The following is a 23919-nucleotide window of genomic DNA, read 5'->3' as shown; positions in this document are numbered from 1 at the left end:
GTATTACGACTTCAGAATGGCCGGATCAGGGCTTCATCACCAGATACAGTGCCCGGCCCTGACGTACGATCCGCACCGATACGGCCCGACCTTCCGGCAGGGACGACACCACTTCCCGGAAATCGGAAACCGAACGTATCTCCCGACGGTTGATCTCGGTGATCACATCCTTGGGCCGAATCCCGGCTTCGAAGGCAGGCCCGCGACTGATGTCTGTGACAACCACGCCACCCGGAACCCCGAGCGAATCGGCCAGTTCGGCGGGCAGCGGTTCAATGGTCATGCCCAGCGGTGCTGAGGAGGAACCACTGCTCTTGCCGGCCGGCGCCTGGCTCTGGGCCTGGCGATCGCTCGGCAGCTGTCCGATCTCCACATCCAGCATGATTTCCTCGCCCCCGCGCAGGACAGTGAGACTGGCAGTCTCACCGACCGGGGTCCGCCCGACCATTGGCGGCAGATCGGAGGAGAACTGAATTTCCTGACCGTCGTATTCCAATACGATATCACCCGCTTGCAGGCCTGCCTGCTCGGCCGGAGAACCTTCCATGACCTCAGCAATCAGCGCGCCACGGGGCCGCTTCAGGCCAAAGGATTCGGCCAGGTCACGATTGACCTCCTGGATCAGGACACCAAGCCAGCCGCGGGAAACCGTTCCCTTGTCGCGGATCTGCCGGAAAACATTCATGGCATCATCAATGGGGATGGCAAAGGAGACGCCCATGAAGCCACCGGAGCGGGTGTAGATCTGGGAGTTGATACCAACGACTTCGCCGTCCATGTTGAACAGCGGCCCGCCGGAGTTACCCGGGTTGATGGCAACGTCTGTCTGGATGAACGGCACATAGTTTTCACTGGGCAGGGACCGGCCCAGCGCGCTGACAATGCCGGCCGTCACGGTGTAGTCAAACCCGAACGGTGAGCCGATGGCAAACACCCACTCACCGACTTTCAGCTCCCGGGATTCACCAATTTCGACCACGGGCAGATCCTCACCGCCCTCGATCTTCAGCACGGCCATATCCGAGCGCGGATCGGTGCCCACCAGCTTGGCCGGCAACTCGCGGCGGTCATTCAGGCGCACAATGATCTCGTCGGCACCCTCAACCACATGGTTGTTGGTGAGCACGTAGCCGTCACTGGAGACGATAAAGCCCGACCCCATGGAGCGGCGGGGCTGGGCCCCACCCGGCGCACCGCCGAACGGAGACTGCGGACCACGGAAAAAGTGCTGGAAAAATTCCGGCATCTGTTCCAGCTGGCGCTCATCGAAGGGCATGCCCCCGAAACCGGTGTTGCCAGCCTTGGGCTCGGTGGTGGTACTGATATTGACCACCGCACCGGAGTTTTCCTCCACCAGCTCGGTGAAATCCGGCAGATTCTGGGCAGCAATACCCTGACTCCACAATGCCATCACCATGACGGACATCATCAGCAGGGCACTCAGCACCTTGTCGATCCGGAATGCGGGCAAGGCACGGGTGGCCACTGTTATTTCTCTCGGCATGTTGAACCCCCTGTATTAACAACTCATAAGATTAGTTTTGAGGCCCGGAAAAGTGTTTTCAACTTACAAATCGGTAGGATTTATGGACAGGTTCGGACCGTAACCTGATTGCGCCGCAGAAGCTTCGGCTCGTAGCCTCCACGACGGCCTGGCAAGAATCTGGCCAGGAGAAAGCCGCTGGCAAGGCCGGCAGCGGCACCCAGGATGGCGCCCCCATCACTGCCCCCTGACAGATTGTGGCCGGCAATGGTCGCCAGCACCATGGCAGCGAGCGGAACGGCGTAGACCACCATGGACGCCCCCAACAGGGCCTGCTCTTCGATACCAATGGTCACGTCATCGCCAACTCGGGCATCGATGGTATTGGCGACCAGGACCTGGTTGGCCCTACCGCCGGTCACCGACGCCAGCGCTCTCTGACCACAGCCACTGCGGGCAGAACAGCTCTGGCAAGCGCTCGCCCGAATGGTTTGCACCCAGGCATGATCTCCCTTGATCGCGATGACTTTGCCGGTTTCGGTAATCACGAGCCGCTCCCTTCAAGTGCCAGGGCATCCTGCACCTGCACCGACTCGGCAACTCTTCGCGCCGTTTCCGGCGGGACTTCACCCACCACCGTCACCAGAAACTCGCGGTCTCCGGTCTCGAGCTTATGCATGTAAATGGTGGTGGCGCCGATACGGGAAGCGCCCTTGGGCATGTTCAGGCGACCGGTCGGCTCGACAAACACCGAGAACGCCGCCAGACCATCAGAAAATGCCACAACCTGCCCACGACCGGTCCGCGGAGCTGCCGCGGGCGCAAATCCATCCGGGCGCCAACCGAGCTCCCAGCCATTCATCCTGGAAACCGGCGATGCCTCTGCCGCTGCCTGATCGGCCGCGAGACTCCGGGAAATTTCCCGGCCCTCGGTCCGGATTTCGAACGCCTCGTCGGGAATATTGTCGGTAATCTCCAGACTGGTGAACTGGAACTGCTCCATCACCTCTCCGGACGATGCGCGGACATGACTTTTCACCAGCAGGCCGGTTGTTCGTTCCAGCCAGAGCCGGTGACTGTACCGGTATTCGTCCCTTGCTTTAAGGGCAATTTCGACCGCTTCATAACCGGCAACCCGGTCCTCCCCCACCATCTCGGCACGGTACCAACGGCTGATCGGCATCAACTGGCTGGTAAACGCCTCCGCGAAGGGACCGGACGGAATCACCTGATCCAGCCGGATCCGGCCCCGATCCGGCAGTACACAGACGACATTGACACCGCGCCGGACGATTTCACCACTGCCTCCGTCCTGCATCACCAGACGCTCCTCGACCATTCCGTCGCGGTAGCGGTGAGCGATCTGCATGGAATGCACCTGATCGCCACGGGCGTATACGAAAACGCCACGGTAGGACGTCATATTTAGGGCCGGCGCCAGCCGCTCCAGCCATTGGTTCACCTCACCCCTGTCACCGTCGGCCGCCGCCAGACCCGGAACTGCCAGGGCAAGCACCGCCAGCAGCAGAGCCTGAACGGCAGACGTTCTCAAACGTGAGGACAGCCTGTTCATGGGCATTCGCACTCCAAGATATCAGTATCCATTGCCGGCACTGACCACCCGGGCGTAACCGACCGCACCGCGACCCGCCCCGACACTGTTGTGCTGGGCGTGCTCCAGCAGGTACTGACTCATTTGTTCCCACTGTTCTTCATCAAGACCTTGCAGCGCCACTTCGCGAACCGGGGCAGTGACGGCATCCTGATCAGGGACTGATTGTGCAGCCACTTCCGGTGCACCGGCTGCCGCAGAACCTCCCCTCGAATCCCAGCCAGCACCGGCGCCAAAACCCACAACCAGGGCTACCGCAACCATTGCGACTGCCGGCCAGCGCCAGCGTGCAGCCGGAGAAATACCTTTTGCCGACGTCCGCTGACTGGCGCTCCCCGAGCGGCCATCGAGTGCCGCCCGAACATGGGCACTGACATCCACGCCCTCCGCCGGCGTATGGCCACCGTGCATCAGATCCCGGACCTGCTGCCAGCGCTGCCACTGGTCGCGTACCCGGACCTGGTCATGATGGGACAACAGCCGGCGCACCGAGAGCTCATCCGCTTCGTCATCCATCATGGCCGACAGGGTTTCTCTGAGACGATCATCCATTGGATGCTACCTCAAGTTGTCTCTGTATGATTGAGCAAGGGACCAAGGTGCCGATCCACGGCATCCCGGGCCCGGAAAATACGGGAACGCACGGTTCCAATCGGGCACTCCAGAATTTTGGCGATGTCTTCGTAACTGAGACCATCGTACTCGCGCAACAAGAAAGCCGAGCGCAGCTCTTCCGGCAGTTCAGCGATAGCCCGGGACAACTCCTCCTGCAACTGCTCCCGCTGCAACAACCGTTCCGGAGAAGCGGGATCCCTGAGCCGGATACCGTCATCAAAATTTTCGGCATCGGAGACATCGGCACTGGCCTGCGGGCGCCGGCCCCGGGACTCCAGAAAGTTCTTGGCGGTGTTGACCGCGATCCGGTAGAGCCAGGTGTAAAACGCGCTGTCCCCGCGAAACCGGTCGATGGCGCGATAGGCCTTGACGAAGGTTTCCTGGGTCAGGTCCATCACTTCCTGGGAATCGTAGACATAACGGCTGATGATTGAGGCCACGCGCGTCTGGTATTTGACCACCAGCAGGTCGAAAGCCGCCCGATCGCCGTTGCGGACCTTGCGCACGAGCTGGAGGTCCGTCTGGCTGTCGGAATGCTCACCCTGTGTCTGATTCTGTTCAGGCGTCATGGACGGTTTGCCGGTTTTCCCTGATGTTGCGGCCAGCTGTTCGGCCGTTGCGAGATTTGTTTGAGTCATTACTGCTGTCCGGCGTCCGTTTTTGTCCATTTTGGGCGCACGCTCCACAGGGGCGCGCCGTCAGGCCAAATAGACAGCAGGCGTAAAGTTTAGTTCAATACACGTCCACATTATGGCCCGCGATATCGATCCAATGCCACAGTCCTACGAATACGATGTTCTCATAATCGGCAGTGGAGCTGCCGGTCTTACTGTCGCCCTGAACCTGCCGGAGCACCTCAGCATCGGAGTCATCAGCAAGGCTGACATCAGCAGTGGCGCCACACTGTGGGCCCAGGGCGGCATTGCAGCGGTGCTTGATGACAAGGATTCGGTAGAGAACCATATCCAGGACACCCTGGCGGCGGGCGGCGGTCTCTGCCACGAGGACGCTGTGCGCTTCACTGTGGAGAACAGCAAGGACAGCATCGACTGGCTGATTGAATCCGGGGTGGATTTTACCCGGGAGGATGACAGCGAGCACTACCACCTGACCCGCGAGGGCGGGCACAGTCACCGGCGAATCATCCATGCCGCCGATGCCACCGGCCACGCCGTGTCCACCACTCTGACCTCCCAGGCGCAGGCGCGACCCAACATTCATCTGATGTCGAACCGGGTGGCGGTGGACCTGATCACCAACCGGAAACTGTCGCTACCGGGCAATCGCTGCGTGGGGGCCTACATCCTCAACCTGGAAGACAATCATGTGGAACTCTTCCGCGCCCGGTTCACCGTCATCGCCACCGGGGGTGCTTCCAAGGCATACCGCTACACCACCAATCCCGATGGCGCCTCGGGGGATGGTATTGCCATGGCCTGGCGGGCGGGGTGCCGCGTCGCCAACATGGAATTCAACCAGTTCCACCCAACCTGCCTTTACCATCCGCACGCCAAATCGTTCCTGATCACCGAGGCGGTTCGCGGCGAGGGTGGATTGCTGAAGCTGCCGGATGGCACCCGCTTCATGGACCGGTTTGACGAACGGGCCGAACTGGCGCCCCGGGACATTGTTGCCCGGGCCATCGACCACGAGATGAAGCGCCTGGGTGTGGACCACGTGTACCTGGACATCAGCCACAAGCCGGCGGACTTCATCAAACACCACTTCCCGACCATCTACGAGAAGTGCGTGGGCTTTGGCATCGACATCACCAAAGAACCGATACCGGTGGTTCCTGCCGCCCACTACACCTGCGGCGGCATCATCAGTGACGAACGGGCCCGCACCGACATCAACCAGCTGTACGCGGTCGGTGAAGCCGCCTTTACCGGCCTGCATGGTGCCAACCGTATGGCCAGCAATTCCCTGCTGGAGTGCCTGGTCTATGGCCGGGCCGCAGCCGCCGACATTGCCCGCCGGGAATCGGATATCCCGGCGCCCCCGGAAGCCCCGGAGTGGGATGAGAGCCAGGTCCGGGACTCCGACGAGGACGTTGTCATTTCCCACAACTGGGACGAACTGCGCCACTTCATGTGGGACTATGTCGGCATTGTGAGAACCACCAAGCGACTCCAGCGTGCCAAGCACCGGGTCGATCTTCTGGACCGGGAAATCAGCGAGTTCTACAGCAACTACCGGGTTTCCAATGACCTGCTGGAGCTGCGCAACCTGGTCACGGTGGCGGACCTGATCATCTGTTCGGCACTGCAGCGCCGGGAAAGCAGGGGGCTGCACTACACCCTTGACTACCCGGGACTGCTCAACGAAGCCCGCGATACGGTACTGGTTCCGACTACCTACCGGACCCAGGCCCCCTGATCCTTCAACTTCTCTGGAAAACTGGCGATATCATTATGTCCAATACCCCCAACGTGCCCGACAACCCCGAGTTCAAGCGCCTCTGGTGGCACAGCCGCCGCGGTATGCTGGAGCTTGATGTACTCCTGGTGCCCTTCGTGGAAGAGGTTTACCGCAACCTTGAGCCCGAGGACCAGGCCCGCTACCAGAAACTGCTGAGCTGCGAGGACACCGATATGTTCGAGTGGTTCATGCAGCGCAGCCGGCCCGAAGACCCGGATCTCCAGCGCATCGTCGACATGATCCTGAACCGTGTCCAGCCGGATTGATCTCCGGCTGACCCCCTCTGTCAGTGCCGGCCTGATTGCGACCCTGCCCTGGCTGGCACTGCTGGCCTTCGTGCTGACCGCAGCCACCGAAAGCCGGCCCTGGATGCTATTCTTCATCCCCGTGGCCGGCGCCGGTGCGCTCCTGCACTTTCGCCGCTTTGGCCTGCTACGCGGCAAACGCTCGGTTACCGGGCTGGCGCTGGAAGACGGTCAGCTGCAGGCAAGAGTTACCGGGCGGGAGGCCATTCCGGTCCAGCCCTGTCGCAGCAGTCGGCTCGGCCCGATGCTGACGCTCTTGAAACTTCGCCCGACAGGCTCCAGATTAGAGGCGTACTATCTGATTCTCCTGGCCCCTGAGCCATTGCCTGGTGGCAACGTCTGCCCGGACCAGTTCCGCAGGTTGCGCCAGTGGCTGCGCCTGGGCCAGTCGCAGTCGTCCAACTGATTCACCACCCGGAGTTTCCATGACCGACACGGATACTGCTGCCCCCACGCAACCAGAAACCGCCAGCCTGCCGCTACCCGACCGGGGCTATGCCAGGCTCTCCGACCGGATCCTGGTGGGGGTTTCCGGCCCCGGAACCGACAAGTTTCTCCAGGGCCAGTTCAGCCAGCACCTCGAGGAAGTCACCGGTGATCGCGCCCTTCGCGCAGCCGCCAGCAGCCCGAAGGGCAGGGCCTACTGTCTGACGCGACTGGCGCGGGACGGGGACAGCGTTGTTCTGGATCTCCCGAAGGCACTGGCGGACCAGACGCTGACCCAGCTACGGAAATACCTGATGCTGTTTCGGGGCACGACCATGGAGACCCTGGATCAGGGTGTAATCTGGGGCATCCTCGGGCAGGACACGGCACGTGCAGCCGCTGGCGGGGATGTTTCCGGGCTCCAGGCTGCGGGTGACGTTCTCGGGATCAAGTCGGGACTCCTGATCCGCGTTGAATCCGACGAACGTGGTCTCGAACGCTACGAACTCTGGCAGACCTCCGGTGAATCCCCGGATTTCGCGGGCGCCCCGGAGCTGTCACTGGCCGACTGGCACGCAACCGAGATCGCCGCCGGTGTTCCCGCCCTCGATGAGGCAAGCCGGGAAGCGTTTGTGCCGCAGATGCTCAACCTACAGCACCTGGGCGGCATCCATTTCAAGAAGGGCTGCTATACCGGTCAGGAGGTTATTGCGCGCATGCACTTCCTCGGGCAGCTGAAGAAAAGCCTGTTCCGGTTCCGCAGTGCCGGCGATGTCACACCCGGCGCGGATATAAAAATGGACGGCCGAAGCGTCGGGACGGTGGTGAACCGTGTGCGGTTCAACGATGGCTCGGTGGAATTGCTGGCGGTGGTTCGCCACGATGCCGCGGATCAGCCGCTGACGGCAGAGGGCAACAACCTGACTGTCCTGCCCCTGCCCTATGCCGTGCCGGAGCGTGAGCAAGGGGATGATCAGGAGCCTTCAGCAGGCTGATACCGGTTTCCGATAGCGGGCAATCAGCTCCTCTTTGGCGGGCAGCGACCAGTCGATGGGCGGCTGCCCGTTGCCCTCGAGCCATTCGTTGGCTCGGGAGAAGTGTTTGCAGCCGAAAAAGCCCCGGTAGGCACTGAGGGGCGACGGATGCGGGCCCTCCAGCACCAGGTGCCGGTTACGATCGATATGCTGGCCCTTTTTCCGGGCGTAACTGCCCCAGAGCAGGAATACCACGCCGTCGCGTTCCCGGTTGACGGTTTCAATCACTTTGTCGGTAAAGGTTTCCCAACCCTTGCCCTGATGGGCGCCGGCCTGTCCCTGCAATACCGTCAGAACGCTGTTCAGCAACAACACCCTGCGCTCGGCCCACGGCTGGAGGCAGCCATGATCCGGCGGCTCGATCCCCAGATCATCCCGGATTTCCTTGAAGATATTGACCAGGGAGGGTGGAACCGGAACCTCCGGACGCACCGAGAAACACAGGCCATGGGCCTGACCGGGGCCGTGGTAAGGGTCCTGTCCGAGGATCACTACTTCCACTTTGTCGAGCGGCGTGCTGTTGAGGGCATTGAAGCAATGGGAGCTGGGTGGGTAGATCACCTTGCCGGCCTGCTCTTCCGCCGCCAGAAACTCCGCCAGCTGCTGCATGTAGGGCTGGCTGAATTCGCCGGCGAGGTGGTGGTCCCAGCCACGTCCGGGTTTGAGCTGGCTGGCCAGGGTTTGGGCGGGGTGCATGGCCGACTCCTGGGTGATCGCTGGGTTGGTTAAAGTTGGGGTCAGATGAAAACGTTCATCAGACCCCGGAGTTGTGAAAATGGGGTCAGATGAAAGCTTTCATCTGACCCCGTCTTCGGGACCTTCCCCGGGTTTGACCGGTTATTCCTCGTCTTCCGCCTGATGGTGCTCGACCTTGTGCTCCGGGCGCATGTGCGGGAACAGGATGACGTCGCGGATGGACGGCGAATCGGTCAGCAGCATGGCCAGACGGTCGATACCGATACCCTCACCGGCAGTGGGGGGCAGGCCGTACTCCAGGGCCATGACGTAGTCCTCGTCATAGAACATGGCCTCGTCATCCCCGGCGTCCTTTTCCGCCACCTGGGCGTGGAAACGTTCGGCCTGGTCTTCCGCGTCATTAAGCTCCGAGAAGCCGTTAGCCAGCTCGCGACCACCCACGAAGAACTCGAAACGCTCGGTGACGAACGGATCACTGTCCTTGCAACGGGCCAGCGGCGAGACTTCCTTCGGGTAGTCGGTGATGAACGTCGGCTGCACCAGCAGGTGCTCGGCGGTTGCCTCGAAGATCTCCACCAGCACCTTGCCGAGGCCCCAGGTATCCTTGAGCTGGATACCCAGCCCATCCGCCACCCGGCGGGCACTGGCTTCATCGCCCAGCTGACCCGCCTGAATGTCCGGGTTGTGCTCCAGAATCGCCTCGACCACGGTCATACGCTTGAACGGCATGCCGAAATCGTACTCCACGGTCTCGGTTTCGCCGTTGGCCAGCTCGCGGGTGTTGACCACCGTGGTGGTGCCCAGCACTTCCCTGGTAATCTGCCGGAGCATGTCCTCGGTCAGATCCATCAGATCGTTGTAATCCGCATACGCCTGGTAGAACTCCACCATGGTGAACTCGGGGTTGTGCCGGGTGGAGAGTCCTTCGTTACGGAAGTTGCGGTTGATCTCGAACACCCGTTCGAAGCCGCCAACCACCAGCCGCTTGAGGAAGAGTTCCGGCGCGATGCGCATGTACATGTCGATGCCCAGGGCATTGTGATGCGTCACGAACGGACGGGCCGTGGCGCCACCGGGAATCACCTGCAGCATCGGGGTTTCCACTTCCATGAAACCACGGGCATTGAAGTAGTTGCGCATGCTGTTGATCAACCGCGTGCGGATCTGGAAGGTCTTGCGAGTTTCCTCGTTGACCATCAGGTCCACATAGCGATGCCGGTAGCGGGCCTCCATGTCGGTCAGGCCCTTGTGCTTCTCTGGCAGCGGCCGCAGGGATTTGGTCAGCAGCACGTATTCGTCCATGGTGACGTAAAGATCACCTTTGCCAGACTTCGAGAGGGTGCCCCGGACGCCAATGATATCCCCCAGATCCCAGTGCTTGGTCTCCTTCTGGACATCCTTGGTGGCGTAGACCTGGATGCGACCGGTCATGTCCTGCACCACCTTGAACGCCTTGCGGTCCAGCATCATGCGGCCAGCGATGGCCACCTTGATATCAAGCTGCTCCAGCTCCTCCTTGCTCCTGTCACCATATTTCTCCTGCAGTTCGGCAGCGGTGGCATCGCGACGGAAGTCATTGGGGAACGGATGGCCGTGGCGGCGCATGTCAGCCAGTTTGGCGCGGCGCTCGGCAATCAGCTTGTTGTCCTCGTGCTGTGCGGCGTGTTGGGTGTGTTCAGTCATGTTGGCTCACTAGGATTCGGATTGTCCGGTTTAGTCGGGTTGGACGAGAATGGCGCCGGTTACAGCGCCATCTTCAGGCTGGCTTCAATGAACTTGTCGATATCGCCGTCCAGAACCGCCTGGGTGTTGCTGGTTTCCACTTTGGTGCGCAGGTCCTTGATCCGGCTGTCATCGAGGACATAGGAGCGGATCTGGCTGCCCCAGCCGATATCGGCCTTGGCATCCTCCGCCTTCTGCTTCTCGGCGTTGCGTAGCTGCATCTCACGCTCGAAGAGCTTGGCCTTCAACTGCTTCATGGCCTGGTCTTTGTTCTGGTGCTGGCTTCGGCCAGCCTGACAGGCCACCACGATACCGGTCGGGTTGTGGGTAAGTCGCACGGCGGACTCGGTTCGGTTGACGTGCTGACCACCGGCACCGGAGGCACGGTAGACGTCCACCCGCAGATCGGCCGGGTTGATCTCGATCTCGAAACTGTCATCCACTTCCGGCGAGACAAACACGGAAGAGAACGAGGTGTGGCGACGGTTACCGGAATCGAACGGGGACTTGCGCACCAGGCGGTGCACGCCGGTTTCGGTGCGCAGCCAGCCGTAGGCATAGTCGCCCTGGATGTGGACGGTGGCACTTTTGATGCCGGCCACGTCCCCTTCCTGCAGTTCGACAATCTCCGCCTTGAAACCACGGCGCTCGGCCCAGCGCAGATACATGCGCAACAGCATGTTGGCCCAGTCCTGGGCTTCGGTACCACCGGAGCCGGCCTGGATGTCCAGGTAGGCGTTGTTGGCGTCCATCTCGCCGGAGAACATGCGGCGGAATTCCAGCTTCTGCAGTTCACCATCAAGCGCGTCCAGATCAGACTGGATCTCGTCAACAGTGCCTTCGTCGTCTTCCTCGACCGCCATCTCCAGCAGGCTTTCAGCATCGCTGAGGCCGGTGGAGAGGTTGTCGATGGTGTGGACGATCAGCTCCAGGTCCGACCGTTCCTTACCCAGACCCTGGGCCCGCTCAGGGTCGTCCCAGACGCTGGGTTGTTCGAGTTCCCGCTCTACTTCGACCAGACGTTCACTACGCTGATCATAGTCAAAGATACCCCCTCAGCGCTTCAGTGCGCTCGCGAAGCTCTTTGATCTTCGTCACTATGGGATTGATTTCCATGAAACCCTTTCTCGCTTTGGCAAATGGGGTGTAAAACAGAGGCGGAATTCTACCGGAATTCCGCGCTTAAATCAGCCGTACCACGGAATTGCGATGGTAAATCCGGGGTCTGACCCCGCATGGGGTCAGACCCCATTTTCACCTATAAGGCTTCGATGTAATCCACCAGCAACTGCAGATTCGTCCTCCCCCGAAAGGTATTGGCATCCGGCTTGTACACCAGTCTTGCCCCCGAGCGGGTGTAATCCGGCACTTCCGGCCCGGTATTGAAGGCAATGCCGTCGATGATTCCGCCGCCGTCCGCCGGTTGCAGCACCAGTTTCAGATGGTTTTCCCCGACAATGCGCTGGCTTACCACCTGGAATTCACCATCAAACACCGGCTCCGGGAAATGCTGCCCCCAGGGGCCGGCCCGCTTCAGCAAGTAAGCGGTATCCAGGTTCAGCTCATCGGCGCCCAGCGGGCCATCGGTGATAATGGCCGCCTCCAGGTCCTCCGGAGTAAGCGCATCCCGCACCGCCGTGTCGAACGCGTCGCTGAAGGCATCCAGGTCTTCTTTGGCGATGGTCATGCCGGCGGCCATGGCGTGGCCCCCGTATTTTTTCAGCAGCCCGGGATGGCGGGCGTCCACCACGGCCAGGGCATCACGGATGTGCAGGCCCGGAATCGAGCGAGCCGACCCCTTGATGTGCTCGCCATCGTCATCCGGTGCAAAGGCAATGGTGGGCCGATGGGTCTGCTCACGGATTCGCGCAGCGAGGATACCGATCACGCCCTGGTGCCAGTCGGGATCGAACAGGGCCAACCCCCAGGGCAGACCATCGGTATCCAGGGACATGGACGCCAGCAGCTCCTGGGCCTGGCTCTTCATGTCCCGCTCGATGGTGCGGCGCTCCCGGTTGAAGGTATCCAGCTCCCGGGCCAGGCGCCGGGCTTCATCCGGATTGTCCGCCAGCAGACAGGCAATACCCACGCTCATATCGTCCAGGCGACCGGCGGCATTGAGACGCGGCCCGACGACAAAACCGAGATCGGTGGAACTGATGTGGGCATGGTCGCGACCGGCCACTTCCAGCAGTGCCAGTATGCCCGGCCTCGCCTCACCCTGCCGGATCCGGCGCAGCCCCTGCTCCACGAAAATGCGATTGTTGTGATCCAGCGGCACCACGTCCGCCACCGTGCCCAGGGCTACCAGATCGAGCAGACAGCCGAGGTTCGGCTCCGGCTGAGGCAGCCTGCCAATCTCCCGCAGGTGCTTACGCAGGGCGGTGAGCACGTAGAACATCACACCTACCCCGGCGGCGTTCTTGCTCAGGAACGGGCAGCCCGGCTGATTGGGATTGACGATGGCATCGGCATCCGGCAGCACCTCGCCGGCCAGGTGGTGATCGGTGACCACGACCCGGATACCCATATCCCTTGCCACCCTGACGCCCTCGATAGCCGAGATACCGTTGTCGACGGTCACCAGCAGATCCGGCAATTCGCCCTCTTCTTTCAGACGCTCAATGATGCCGGGGGTCAGGCCGTAACCATCCGCGAACCGGCTGGGCACCCGGAAATCGATATTTCCCAGCCCCAACATGGACAAACCGAGCATGGCCACGGCAGTACTGGTGGCACCATCCGCATCGAAATCCCCCAGTACCAGCACCCTCTGCTGCCGGTCGATGGCCTCGGCCAGCAGCTCCACGGCACGGTCGATGCCACGCAACTGCAGCGGTGACGCCAGGTGCTTCAGGGTATAACTGAGCTGCTCATCGGAGGTGACGCCACGGGCCGCATAGAGGCGGCGCAGCAGGGGAGGCAGGTTTTGCCCCCAGGCCGGCACATTATCCGGCCGGGGGCGACGCAGAATCTTTTTCGGTGTCATACCGGATCAGGCGTTTTTCCAGTGCTGGGCAATGAATGCCTGGACACCGGCCACATCGTTGTCGAGTACCGTGTAGCGCTCTTCCCGCTCGAACAGGTCAGCCATGTGGGCCGGCAGCTCGGGCTTCACGCTGAGACCGGATTCGGCAATCGCATCCGGGAACTTGGCCGGATGCGCGGTACCGAGGGTAATCATCGGCACGGCGGGATCACGGCGGCAGGTGCGTGCGGCACGGACACCGATGGCCGTGTGCGGATCGAGCAGGTATTCATTGCGCTCATAGATCTCGCGGATGGTGTCACAGGTGGTCTTGTCGTCCACCGCGTCGCTGTCGAACAGCTTGCGGGCGTGACGCCAGCGGTAGTCTTCAATGCTGACCGGACCCTTGGCGGCATTCTCCAGCAGCTCCTTAACCGCCGCACCATCGCGACCATGCAGATCAAACAGCAGGCGCTCGAAGTTGCTGGACACCATGATGTCCATGCTCGGTGACAGGGTATGTTCGAGCTTGTGCTGTTCATACTTGTTGCCGCTCATGAAGCGATGCAGGATGTCGTTGCGGTTGGTGGCAATCACCAGCTGGGAGATGGGCAGGCCCATCTTCTTCGCCAGGTAACCGGCGAAGATATCGCCGAAATTGCCGGTGGGCACCGAGAACGCCATGCTGCGATCCGGGCCACCCAGGGCCAGGGACGCCTGGAAGTAATACACGATCTGGGCCATGATCCGCGCCCAGTTGATGGAGTTCACCGCCGCCAGCTGGGTCTTGCCACCCAGGAAAGACTGGTCGCCGAAACTCTCCTTCACCATGCGCTGGCAATCGTCGAAATTACCCTTCACCGCGATGTTGTGGATGTTGTCACCTTGCACCGTGGTCATCTGCCGGCGCTGCACCTCGGAAACCCGCTGGTGCGGATGCAGGATGAAGATATCCACGTGTTCGCAACGGCGGCAGCCTTCGATGGCGGCTGAACCGGTATCACCGGACGTGGCCCCCATGATGACCACGTGCTGGTTGCGCTTCTCGAGCACATAGTCGAGCAGGCGGCCCAGCAGTTGCAGGGCGAAATCCTTGAACGCCAGGGTCGGCCCCCGGAACAGTTCCAGCACCCATTCGTTGGTATCCAGCTGGACCAGCGGCGCCACCGCCTGATGGGTAAAACCGGCGTAGGTTTCGTCCAGCATCTTGCGGAAATCATCCGCCGGGATGGCATCGTCCACGAACGGGTGCATGACGTTGAACGCCAGCTCGCTGTAGGACAGCCCACGCCAGCTGCGGATCTCTTCCAGGCTGAAATGCGGAAGCGATTCCGGAACGTAGAGGCCGCCATCGCTGGCCAGGCCGGTCAGAAGGACGTCTTCAAAGCCCAGGGCGGGAGCTTCGCCCCGTGTACTGATGTATCTCACTTTCGTACCTGTCAGTTGAAGTTTTCGGCGCGGATGCGGACCACTTTGCCATCGATATCCGACAGCGCTTCCATCTCCTCGATCGCCAGGTTCATCTGGCGCTCCTGGACGGTGTGGGTCAGAATGATCACCGGAATCCGGCCGTCCTTGAACTCCGACTCCTTCTGCATGATGGACTCGATGTTAATGCCATGCTCACTCAGGATGGAGGCAATCTTGGCCAGCACGCCCGGATGGTCGAAGGCCTGGATGCGCAGGTAATAGGCGGACTGGATGTCCTCCATCGGCAGGACACCCAGGTCCTCCATAGCCTCCGGATGGAAGCCGAGGTACGGCACCCGGAGGGCACTCTCGATGGATACGGCACGAGCCACATCGACAATATCGGCGATCACGGCGGACGCGGTTGCCTCATCACCGGCGCCCGGGCCGTAGTACATGGTCTGGCCGACGGCATCGCCATCCACCAGAACCGCATTGAGAACACCATCAACCTGGGCAATCAGGTGACTGCGGGGAACCAGGGTGGGATGGACCCGCAGCTCGATTCCATCCTCCCGGCGACGGGCAATACCCAGGTGCTTGACCCGGTATCCCAGCAACTCGGCGTGGGCAATATCGTAAGGGGTGATGGAGGAGATCCCCTCGGTGTAGGCTTTTTCGAACTGCAGGGGTACGCCAAACCCGGAGGAGGCCAGGATCGTCAGCTTGTGGGCGGCATCGATGCCCTCGACGTCAAAGGTCGGATCGGCTTCGGCATAGCCCAGGTCCTGGGCTTCCTTGAGCACCTCCCCGAATTCCCGGCCGGCACGCATCTCGGTCAGGATATAGTTACCGGTTCCGTTGATGATGCCTGCGATCCAGTCGATCCTGTTCGCGGCCATACCTTCCCGGACCGCCTTGATCACCGGAATACCGCCAGCCACACCGGCTTCGTAGGCAACCACGACACCGGCCTTTTCCGCCGCTTCGAAGATTTCGTTACCGTGTACGGCAATCAGGGCCTTGTTGGCCGTCACCACATGCTTGCCGTTACGGATGGCTGCGAGCACCAGCTCCTTGGCGGTGTCATAGCCACCGATCAACTCGACCACGATATCCACCGCCGGGTCATTCACGACGTCGAAAATGTCGGTGGTGAAGGGTACATCCCCCAGAGCCAGGTCGTCGCGACTTCGACGGCTGGCCACCCGGGTAATTCGGATGTTGCAACCGGCACGACCCGCAATAAGCGCGGCGTTACGGGTCAAAACATTGAATGTACCGCCGCCAACGGTTCCCAGTCCGCAGATTCCGACACTGACGTCTTTCAAACTCTCACCTCTGATCCCGAAGGGGTGCTGATGGATTGCAATGAAGTGGCATAGTATACCGATTCAGGGGCGGCTGAATAAGCCCTGAATCGGTCAGGTGGTATGCAAAAAACAGGGCCGGACCTGATGCCCGGCCCGATAACTTACAGGAGGCCGAGACCCTTGGCCAGGTTGTCCGCCGGCACGTAGCCGCGAACCATATTGCCGTCTTCCAGCAGAATGGCCGGCGTACCGGTCACCCCGACACGGCCACCAAGGCGGTATTGCTCCAGCACAGGGTTGTCACAGCTGGCAGATTCTACCGACTTGCCGGACTTGGCGGCGTCCATGGCCGCCTGCTGGTCGTCGGCGCACCACACTGAAACGTACTTTTTGAAGGACGGTGTGCCCGGGCCAGAGCGCGGGAAGGCATAGTAATTGACGGTAATGCCGTAATCGTTGAGCTGGGGCACCTCGTCGTGCAGCTTGCGGCAGTACGGGCAATCGATGTCGGTGAACACATTGATCACCGCCTTCTCCTCACCGCTTGCCGGGAACGTGATCAGCCCCTCCGAGCCGTATTCCTCCATCGCCGTCAGGCGTTGCCCGGCCCTGCCCTGTTCGGTCACATTGGCAATACCGTTATTGGTGATCTTGAGCAGATCGCCGGTCAGCAGGTACTGACCATCCGCAGTAGTGTAGATGGTCTCGCCGTTGTTGCTCTGCACTTCGTACAGGCCTTCGGCCTCGGATTCGCGAACCGAGGAAACCTTCAGGCCGGGTACGGCTGTGGCCAGGCGCTCAGCAATGCGGTCCTCGACCTCACCCGCTGCTGCGGTTGCAACGAACAGACTCACGACCAGCCCGGCCGCAACTCCCAGTGGCTTGACATTCTTGGTGACGAACATAAATGATTCCAGTCTGATAGCGTTGGGCCCGCACGGCATGGACGGACCGGGTTGACCCTCATTGCGACAAAGGACCGGCGCAAAAGTTCAGCGAGGATAACACATAGCGGGTAATCGCCAAGGCTCAGCCCCGGGGATGATGTTCCCGGTGCATGGCGTGCAGACGCTGACGCGCAACATGGGTGTAGATCTGGGTCGTGGACAGGTCCGAATGCCCCAGCAGCATCTGCACCACCCGGAGATCCGCTCCATGGTTCAGCAGATGCGTCGCAAAGGCATGGCGCAGGGTGTGGGGTGACAGGTGCTTGTGGATACCGGCCCGGATTGCATAGTGACGGACCCGGTGCCAGAAGGTCTGCCGGGTCATGGCCGCCGCCCGGTTACCCGGAAACAGGGCGTCACAGGGCCGCCCCTTGAGCAGTTCGGCACGACCTTCCCTCATGTACCGGAGCAGCCAGTCCACCGCCTCTTCCCCCAGGGGCACGAGCCGTTCCTTGTCGCCCTTGCCGGTGATCCGGATCACGCCCTGACGGACATTGACCTGGTCGACCCGCAATCCGGTCAGCTCCGACACCCGCAGGCCGCACCCGTACAGGATCTCGAGCATAGCCTTGTCACGGAGCTCCAGCGGAATGGAAATATCCGGCGCCGACAGCAGGGCCTCGACCTCTTCTTCGGTCAGAGAGTCAGGCAGCCGGCGCGGAAGCCTGGGGCTGTCGATCCGCAAGGTCGGATCCTCGGCGATAACCCCCTCCCGCATCAGGAAACGGTAGAAGCGTCGCACCCCGGACAGGCGACGCGCTGCAGTGGAGGTCTTGACCCCCTCGGCCAGGCCCCGGGCCATCCAGGCCAGCAGATCCGTGCGCCTGGCGGCGGTGAGCATCGGGGTGCCCGGCTGCTGCTCCAGCCATTGCGCCAGGCGCGCAAGGTCCCCCCGATAGGCTTCACGGGTTTTCTCTCCCAGGCCATCTTCCAGCCAGAGGGCGTCGGTAAACCGACGTATGATAGCGTCGTCGTCAGGTCTCACGGTACCGGTTCCCGGGCACAAAAAAGGCAGCCCCTCGAGGCTGCCTTTTTAACTGGTCCTTTGACGATTCGTCAATCAGCCCAGCTTTTCCTTGATGCGAGCTGCCTTACCAGACAGGTCACGCAGGTAGTACAGCTTGGCCTGACGTACGTCACCACGACGCTTCACGCTGATGCTGTCGATCAGCTTGGAGTAGGTCTGGAAAGTACGCTCTACACCAACACCGTAGGAAATCTTGCGCACGGTGAAGGAGGAGTTCATGCCACGGTTGCGCTTGCCGATAACCACGCCTTCGAACGCCTGCAGACGCTCACGGTTACCCTCGGTTACGCGAACCTGAACGACCACGGTATCACCCGGCGCGAACGCAGGGATTTCCTTGGTCATCTGTTCTGCTTCAATTTGACTGATGATGTTGTTCTTGCCGCTCATCGTAATGCTCCTGATACCCAATCTCTCAATGCCCTGATCACTCAGAGACACCCGGTTCATTCAAAATTTCTTCCAGCAGCTCACGCTCTTCGTCCGTAAGCACCCGCTTTTCCAGCAGGTCGGGGCGTCGCTCCCGGGTTCGCCTTAACGACTCTTTGAGCCGCCAACGCCGGATCTGCTCGTGGTGACCGCCCAAAAGAACTTCCGGCACCGCCTGACCTTCGTAAACTTCGGGCCGGGTGTAGTGCGGACAATCCAGCAATCCATCGGCAAAGGAATCCTGCTCTGCCGACTGCGCATGACCCAGCGCTCCGGGGATGAGGCGTGTCACCGCATCAACAACGACCATGGCCGCCAGTTCGCCACCGGAAAGAACAAAATCACCCAGTGACACTTCCCGATCGACTTCCGTCGAGATCAGGCGTTCATCAACACCCTCGTAGCGCCCCGAAACCAGGATCAGTTGCTGCTCCTCCGCAAGGGATTCAACAACAGACTGAGTCAGGGTTTCTCCCTGGGGCGACAGGTAAACCACACAGGCTTTACCAGGTGCCGCCTCCCGAGCCGCATGAATGGCATCCCGCAGGGGCTGTATTTTCATCAGCATACCGGGACCGCCACCGTATGGCCGGTCGTCTACCGTGCGGTGACGATCATGGGTAAATTCCCGGGGGTTCCAGCTCTCGAAGGTCAGCAGACCTTCCCGAACCGCCCTTCCGGTTATCCCGCAATCAGTAACCGCACGAAACATTTCCGGGAACAGACTGACAGCGCCAATCCACACCCGTCAGAACTCCGGATCCCAGTCAACAACCAGCCGGTTGCCAGCCAGATCCACTTCCCGGACGACCTGATCCGGCAGATAGGGAATCAGCCGCTCGCGCTGGTCTGCCGAGTCCCGGGTGGAACGCACCACGAGGACATCGTTGGACCCTGTTTCCATCAGGTGATGAACCTTACCCAGGTTCAGCCCCTCGATCGTGAACACCTCCAGGCCTTCCAGCTGATACCAGTAGTATTCACCACGGGGCAGCTCCGGCAACTCTGCCGTCGGAACCAGGATTTCTGCGCCACTGTACGTGCGCGCAACTTCACGATCATCAATACCTTTAAGCCTGACGACGATCCCCTGCCCCTGGCGGCGACCCTCCTCAAGCCTGGCCGAAATCCTCTTACCGTCCTGGACCAGTGTCCAGTCCCGGTAGTTAAGAATTCCTTCCTTGGGGTCAGTGTAGGAAAAGACCTTGAGCCATCCCTTGACCCCAAACACCGAGGTAATCCGGCCGATCACAGTTTCCTGCGAATTCTGTGTCATGCCATAAACCCCGGCTTCAGTACTGTCTTACTCAGCAGCCTTCAGCAGCTGAGCAACGCGCTCGCTGGTCTGTGCGCCCTGACCGAGCCAGAATTCGACACGATCACGATCAACACGCAGACGCTCTTCCTGGCCGCGTGCGACCGGGTTGAAGAAACCAACGCGCTCAATAAAACGACCGTCGCGGGATTTGCGGCTGTCGGTGACTGTCAGATGGTAGAACGGGCGCTTCTTGGAGCCGCCACGAGCCAAACGGATTGTTACCATTTCGACCAATATCCTGTTCTGTTGTACGAACTTTGTACGATTCACGCCCGCCGGAGACGGCTGACGCGAAGACCCATACTCGAAAGGGGCGCTATTCTATGCTAAAAAAGCGCCAAAGAAAACAGGGAAACCAGCTGTTTCCCCGTTTTCGGCATAAGGCTTTTTACATACGGCCAAACGGGGGCATTCCGCCACCGCCGCCGGGCGGCATCATACCACCCATGCCGCGCATCATGTTGGCCATTCCACCTTTCTTGCCAAACTTTTTCATCATCTTCGACATCTGCTTGTGTTGCTTGAGCAGGCGGTTCACGTCCTGGATCTGCGTACCGGAGCCCGCCGCAATACGACGCTTGCGGGAGTTGTTGATAACATCCGGGTAGCGGCGCTCCTTCGGCGTCATCGAGCAGATGATGGCTTCCATCTGACCCAGGGACTTGTCATTGACCTGCTGCTGCGCCATCTGGGCCATCTGCCCCATTCCCGGCAGCTTGTCGAGCAGACCACCGATGCCGCCCATGTTCTTCATCTGCTGCAGCTGATCCCTGAAATCCTCGAGATCGAACCCCTTGCCCTTCTTGATCTTCTTGGTGAGCTTCTGGGCCTTCTTCTGGTCCAGCTTGCGCTCGGCCTCTTCAATGAGAGACAGCACATCGCCCATACCCAGAATCCGGGAAGCCACCCGATCCGGATAGAACGGCTCCAGGGCATCAGATTTCTCACCGACACCAAGGAACTTGATCGGCTTGCCGGTGATATGACGAACCGACAGGGCGGCACCGCCCCGGGCATCGCCATCGGTCTTGGTGAGCACCACACCGGTGAGCGGCAGGGCATCATTGAAGGCCTTGGCGGTATTGGCCGCATCCTGACCGGTCATGGAGTCGACCACGAACAGGGTCTCGACCGGCTTGACCGCCTGATGCAGGCGACCAATCTCGCCCATCATCTGTTCATCGACGTGCAGACGACCGGCGGTATCGAGAATCACCACATCTATATGCTTCTTGCGCGCCGCGCCGATCGCACCCTCGGCGATATCCACCGGGTCCTGGTCCGCCGTGCTCGGGAAGAACTCGACACCCACCTCGCCGGCCAGGGTCTCCAGCTGCTTGATCGCGGCCGGACGATAGACGTCGGCACTGACCACCATCACCGATTTTTTCTGGCGCTCTTTAAGGAAGCGGGAAAGCTTGGCCACCGTGGTGGTCTTACCCGCACCCTGCAAACCCGCCATCATGATCACGGCAGGCGGCTGAACCGAGAGGTTGAGGGACTCGTTGCCCTCGCCCATCACCCGTTCGAGTTCCTGCTGGACAACTTTGACGAAGACCTGACCCGGGGTCAGGCTGCGCTGGACTTCCTGGCCAACTGCACGCTTGCGAACCCCCTCCACGAAGTCCTTGACCACTGGGAGGGCAACGTCCGCCTCGAGCAAGGCCATGCGCACTTCGCGCAGGGTATCCTTGATGTTGTCATCGGTCAGTCGCGCCTGACCGGTAATCTTGCGCAAACTGCCGGAAAGCCGGTCCTGGAGATTTTCAAACATGCGTCTCTTCCGTACCCCGGAAATAAAATGTATACCGAATCAAAGAGCCAGACGGGCCGCCTTGATTCCTGTTGCATAATCGCGACATTATAACCAGACTATCGCCCTGAAACGACCAACCCGGTCAAATCGGCTGACAAACAGCCGCTTACCCAGCCAGTAGAGTAGTCATAAGGAAGTCATGGGAACGCTGATTCTCGCGGTCACCTCTCTCTTTTTATACAGCGTTGGTACCGCGCTGCAGGCGCTTCATTTCCGTGGACGGGTGCAAAGCAACCTGGCCATCACCACCCTGATCGGGATTCTGGCCCTGACCAGTCACGGCCTGCTGATCGCCCAGACGGTCTACCACGATGACGGCTTTGACTTCAGCTTTTTCAAAAGCTCACTCCTGATCTCGTGGCTGATCGCTTTCCTTTTATTGGGCCTCAATCTCAGAAAACCAGTCCAGAGTCTGTTTCTTGGTGTTTACCCGCTCGCGGCACTGACCATCATCCTGGCGCTGATCACCCATTCGCCGTCGCGACTGGTTTCGGGACAAAGCTATGGCATGCTGTCCCATATCGCGTTATCCGTGACAGCCTACAGCCTGTTTAGCCTCGCCGCCATCCAGGCCATTCTGCTGTACTTCCAGAACCGCCAGCTCAAGCACAATTACAACAGCCTTCTGGTCCGCAACCTGCCGCCGCTGCAAACCATGGAGTCACTGCTGTTCGAGATGGTCTGGGCCGGGGTGGTGCTGCTGGTGCTGGCGATTGTCACCGGGGCCCTGTTCATCGAGGATCTCTTCGCCCAGGACCTGGCCCACAAGACGGTGTTTTCTCTGCTGTCACTGCTGGTCTTCGTGGCTCTGCTGATCGGCCGCTACACCCAGGGGTGGCGGGGCATGACCGCCAGCCGCTGGACCCTGGCCGGCTGCATTCTCCTGATGCTGGCCTTTTATGGCAGCAAGTTTGTCCTTGAACTGGTGTTCCACCGCGGGGGCTGAAAGGCCAACCGGATCCACCGGCTTGACACCTGACCAGAACAAAACCTATTTTCCCAACTTGTCAGTAAAATAAGGACCTTTTCCTTTGAACGAAACATCGCTTTCCGCGCTGTTTATCCTCCTCGTTGCCCTCATCTGCCTGTCGGCCTTCTTCTCGAGCTCCGAGACCGGCATGATGTCACTGAACCGGTACCGGCTGAAGCATATGGCCAAGACCGGCCACAAGGGTGCCAGGCGGGCCCAGGGACTGCTCCAGAGAACTGACCAGCTGATCGGCGTCATCCTCATCGGCAACAACTTCGTCAACATCCTGGCTTCATCCATTGCCACCGTTATCGCGATCCGGATCTGGGGTGATGCTGGTATTGCCATCGCCACCCTGCTGCTGACCATCGTCATCCTGATTTTCGCCGAGGTAACCCCGAAAACCCTGGCGGCTCTGTTCCCCGAGAAGATCGCTTTCCCGGCCAGCTACATCCTTGGCCCGCTCCTCAAGGTGCTCTACCCCATCGTCTGGGCGGTCAATCTCTTCACCGGGCTGATCCTAAAACTGCTCAAGGTGTCTCCTGAGGACGCCGCCTCGGAACACCTCAGCCGGGAAGAACTCAGAACCCTCGTCAACGAGGCCGGAGCCCTGATTCCCGCCAAACACAAGGATATGCTGGTCAGCATCCTCGATCTGGAAAAGGTGACCGTGAACGACATCATGGTGCCCCGAAACGAAGTGGTGGGTGTCGACCTGGACGACGACACCGACACCATTCTAAGGCAGCTCAGGAGCAGTCAGCATACCCGGCTGCCAGTGTTCAAGGGCGATATCAACAACATTCAAGGCATCCTGCACCTTCGCAGTGTTTCCAAGCTCGTCCAGCAGGAAGAAGTCAACAAGGCAATGATCATGCAGCTGTGCCAGGAGCCCTACTTCATCCCGGAGAGCACTCCGCTCAATACCCAGCTGATCAACTTCCAGAAAGGCAAGCGCCGCTTCGGTATCGTCGTGGACGAATACGGGGACGTGCTCGGCCTGGCAACACTGGAAGACATCCTCGAGGAGATCGTCGGGGAGTTCACCACCGATTATGCTGCCACCAGCCCGGACATCATCCCCCAGGACGACGGCACCTTCATTATCGATGGTACGACCGCCGTTCGTACCATCAACAAGACTCTGGGCTGGAAACTGCCAATTGACGGGCCGAAAACCCTCAACGGCCTGATCACCGAAACCCTGGAGAACATCCCCGACACAAACGTGTGCCTGAAAGTGGATGGTCACCGGGTGGAAGTGCTCCAGATCAAGGACAACGTGGTCAAGGCCGCTATAGTGCACCCCCGCAAGCGGAAAAAGCGGTCTCTGCACCTCGGCAGCCGCTGATTTTTTTGACAAGGCTCTCAGGATGGCGTTTATTCATGTTAATGTACGGCAAATTG

Annotated in this window: 24 protein-coding genes; 6 read left to right on the top strand and 18 right to left on the bottom strand. The window is 60.5% G+C overall.

Going from position 1 to position 23919, the window contains the following annotated elements:
- Positions 1-25: 25 nt before the first annotated feature.
- The 5 genes from DET50_RS01070 to rpoE all read right to left on the bottom strand — a co-directional run bounded on the left by DET50_RS01070 (position 26) and on the right by rpoE (position 4348).
- Positions 26-1504, bottom strand: a complete 1479-nt coding sequence (locus tag DET50_RS01070; RefSeq protein WP_113861042.1) for a DegQ family serine endoprotease — start codon at positions 1502-1504, stop codon at positions 26-28.
- An 80-nt stretch (positions 1505-1584) separates the two neighbouring features.
- A complete protein-coding gene (locus tag DET50_RS01065; RefSeq protein ID WP_113861041.1) occupies positions 1585-2031 on the bottom strand; it encodes a SoxR reducing system RseC family protein in 447 nt (148 codons plus the stop codon).
- Positions 2028-3056 (bottom strand): MucB/RseB C-terminal domain-containing protein, encoded by a 1029-nt coding sequence (locus DET50_RS01060; protein ID WP_113861245.1) that lies wholly within the window; start codon positions 3054-3056, stop codon positions 2028-2030. Before DET50_RS01060 ends, DET50_RS01065 begins: the two co-directional genes overlap by 4 nt.
- Before the next feature lie 21 nt (positions 3057-3077).
- The gene (locus tag DET50_RS01055; RefSeq protein ID WP_113861040.1) at positions 3078-3647 is read right to left on the bottom strand and encodes an RseA family anti-sigma factor; all 570 of its coding nucleotides are present in this window, start codon (positions 3645-3647) and stop codon (positions 3078-3080) included.
- Positions 3648-3658: 11 nt separating this feature from the next.
- Positions 3659-4348: an RNA polymerase sigma factor RpoE gene (gene rpoE, locus DET50_RS01050; RefSeq protein ID WP_113861039.1), complete on the bottom strand. Its 690-nt coding sequence runs from the start codon at positions 4346-4348 to the stop codon at positions 3659-3661.
- Between the two features lie 133 nt (positions 4349-4481).
- Between rpoE and nadB the strand changes: the two genes are divergently transcribed.
- The 4 genes from nadB to ygfZ are packed head-to-tail and all read left to right on the top strand — an operon-like array spanning position 4482 to position 7857.
- Positions 4482-6089: an L-aspartate oxidase gene (gene nadB, locus DET50_RS01045; protein WP_181799902.1), complete on the top strand. Its 1608-nt coding sequence runs from the start codon at positions 4482-4484 to the stop codon at positions 6087-6089.
- Positions 6090-6124: 35 nt separating this feature from the next.
- Positions 6125-6397 (top strand): FAD assembly factor SdhE, encoded by a 273-nt coding sequence (locus DET50_RS01040; RefSeq protein ID WP_113861037.1) that lies wholly within the window; start codon positions 6125-6127, stop codon positions 6395-6397.
- A complete protein-coding gene (locus tag DET50_RS01035; protein WP_113861036.1) occupies positions 6381-6842 on the top strand; it encodes a hypothetical protein in 462 nt (153 codons plus the stop codon). Before DET50_RS01040 ends, DET50_RS01035 begins: the two co-directional genes overlap by 17 nt.
- A gap of 19 nt (positions 6843-6861) precedes the next feature.
- A complete protein-coding gene (gene ygfZ / locus DET50_RS01030; protein ID WP_113861035.1) occupies positions 6862-7857 on the top strand; it encodes a CAF17-like 4Fe-4S cluster assembly/insertion protein YgfZ in 996 nt (331 codons plus the stop codon).
- Here the strand turns inward: ygfZ and ung are convergent.
- The 13 genes from ung to ffh form a co-directional block, all read right to left on the bottom strand.
- Entirely contained in the window at positions 7846-8592 is a 747-nt protein-coding gene (gene ung, locus DET50_RS01025; RefSeq protein ID WP_113861034.1) for a uracil-DNA glycosylase, read from the bottom strand. The genes ygfZ and ung overlap by 12 nt on opposite strands.
- Before the next feature lie 141 nt (positions 8593-8733).
- On the bottom strand, positions 8734-10275 hold the full coding sequence (gene lysS / locus DET50_RS01020) for a lysine--tRNA ligase (RefSeq protein WP_113861033.1): 1542 nt from the start codon (positions 10273-10275) through the stop codon (positions 8734-8736).
- A gap of 59 nt (positions 10276-10334) precedes the next feature.
- Positions 10335-11430, bottom strand: a protein-coding gene (prfB, locus tag DET50_RS01015; RefSeq protein WP_113861032.1) for a peptide chain release factor 2 whose coding sequence is annotated in 2 segments (ribosomal slippage) — positions 10335-11357 and positions 11359-11430 — 1095 coding nt in all. Because the reading frame shifts where the segments join, the coding sequence is not laid out codon by codon here.
- 142 nt (positions 11431-11572) lie between these two features.
- Positions 11573-13303: a single-stranded-DNA-specific exonuclease RecJ gene (recJ, locus tag DET50_RS01010; protein WP_113861031.1), complete on the bottom strand. Its 1731-nt coding sequence runs from the start codon at positions 13301-13303 to the stop codon at positions 11573-11575.
- A 6-nt stretch (positions 13304-13309) separates the two neighbouring features.
- Complete coding sequence (gene thrC, locus DET50_RS01005; RefSeq protein WP_113861030.1) at positions 13310-14710, bottom strand: threonine synthase; 1401 nt, start codon at positions 14708-14710, stop codon at positions 13310-13312.
- Positions 14711-14721: 11 nt separating this feature from the next.
- Positions 14722-16023 (bottom strand): homoserine dehydrogenase, encoded by a 1302-nt coding sequence (locus DET50_RS01000; protein ID WP_092004879.1) that lies wholly within the window; start codon positions 16021-16023, stop codon positions 14722-14724.
- A gap of 143 nt (positions 16024-16166) precedes the next feature.
- Positions 16167-16910: a thioredoxin fold domain-containing protein gene (locus tag DET50_RS00995; protein WP_113861029.1), complete on the bottom strand. Its 744-nt coding sequence runs from the start codon at positions 16908-16910 to the stop codon at positions 16167-16169.
- 124 nt (positions 16911-17034) lie between these two features.
- Positions 17035-17937: a site-specific tyrosine recombinase XerD gene (gene xerD, locus DET50_RS00990; protein ID WP_113861028.1), complete on the bottom strand. Its 903-nt coding sequence runs from the start codon at positions 17935-17937 to the stop codon at positions 17035-17037.
- 75 nt (positions 17938-18012) lie between these two features.
- A complete protein-coding gene (rplS, locus tag DET50_RS00985) occupies positions 18013-18369 on the bottom strand; it encodes a 50S ribosomal protein L19 (RefSeq protein WP_092004888.1) in 357 nt (118 codons plus the stop codon).
- Positions 18370-18406: 37 nt separating this feature from the next.
- Complete coding sequence (trmD, locus tag DET50_RS00980) at positions 18407-19153, bottom strand: tRNA (guanosine(37)-N1)-methyltransferase TrmD (protein ID WP_113861027.1); 747 nt, start codon at positions 19151-19153, stop codon at positions 18407-18409.
- Between the two features lie 3 nt (positions 19154-19156).
- Positions 19157-19684 carry a ribosome maturation factor RimM gene (gene rimM, locus DET50_RS00975; protein ID WP_113861026.1) on the bottom strand — a complete coding sequence of 176 codons (528 nt, stop codon included), beginning with the start codon at positions 19682-19684 and terminating at the stop codon, positions 19157-19159.
- Between the two features lie 27 nt (positions 19685-19711).
- Positions 19712-19951 carry a 30S ribosomal protein S16 gene (gene rpsP, locus DET50_RS00970; protein WP_069184097.1) on the bottom strand — a complete coding sequence of 80 codons (240 nt, stop codon included), beginning with the start codon at positions 19949-19951 and terminating at the stop codon, positions 19712-19714.
- Between the two features lie 163 nt (positions 19952-20114).
- Entirely contained in the window at positions 20115-21500 is a 1386-nt protein-coding gene (gene ffh / locus DET50_RS00965; RefSeq protein WP_092004897.1) for a signal recognition particle protein, read from the bottom strand.
- Positions 21501-21681: 181 nt separating this feature from the next.
- On the opposite strand from ffh, the gene DET50_RS00960 reads away from it, so the two are divergent.
- Together DET50_RS00960 and DET50_RS00955 are read left to right on the top strand one after the other, a co-directional pair.
- On the top strand, positions 21682-22488 hold the full coding sequence (locus DET50_RS00960) for a cytochrome C assembly family protein (RefSeq protein ID WP_113861025.1): 807 nt from the start codon (positions 21682-21684) through the stop codon (positions 22486-22488).
- 85 nt (positions 22489-22573) lie between these two features.
- Positions 22574-23863, top strand: coding sequence for an HlyC/CorC family transporter (locus tag DET50_RS00955; protein ID WP_113861024.1), 1290 nt, complete (start codon positions 22574-22576; stop codon positions 23861-23863).
- Positions 23864-23919 lie beyond the last annotated feature (56 nt).

This window comes from Marinobacter pelagius (assembly GCF_003315345.1).
In the GTDB taxonomy this organism is placed as follows: Bacteria; Pseudomonadota; Gammaproteobacteria; order Pseudomonadales; family Oleiphilaceae; genus Marinobacter; species Marinobacter pelagius_A.
The sequence above is the reverse complement of the archived record's forward strand: the minus strand, read 5'-3'. Positions and strand labels throughout refer to the sequence as shown.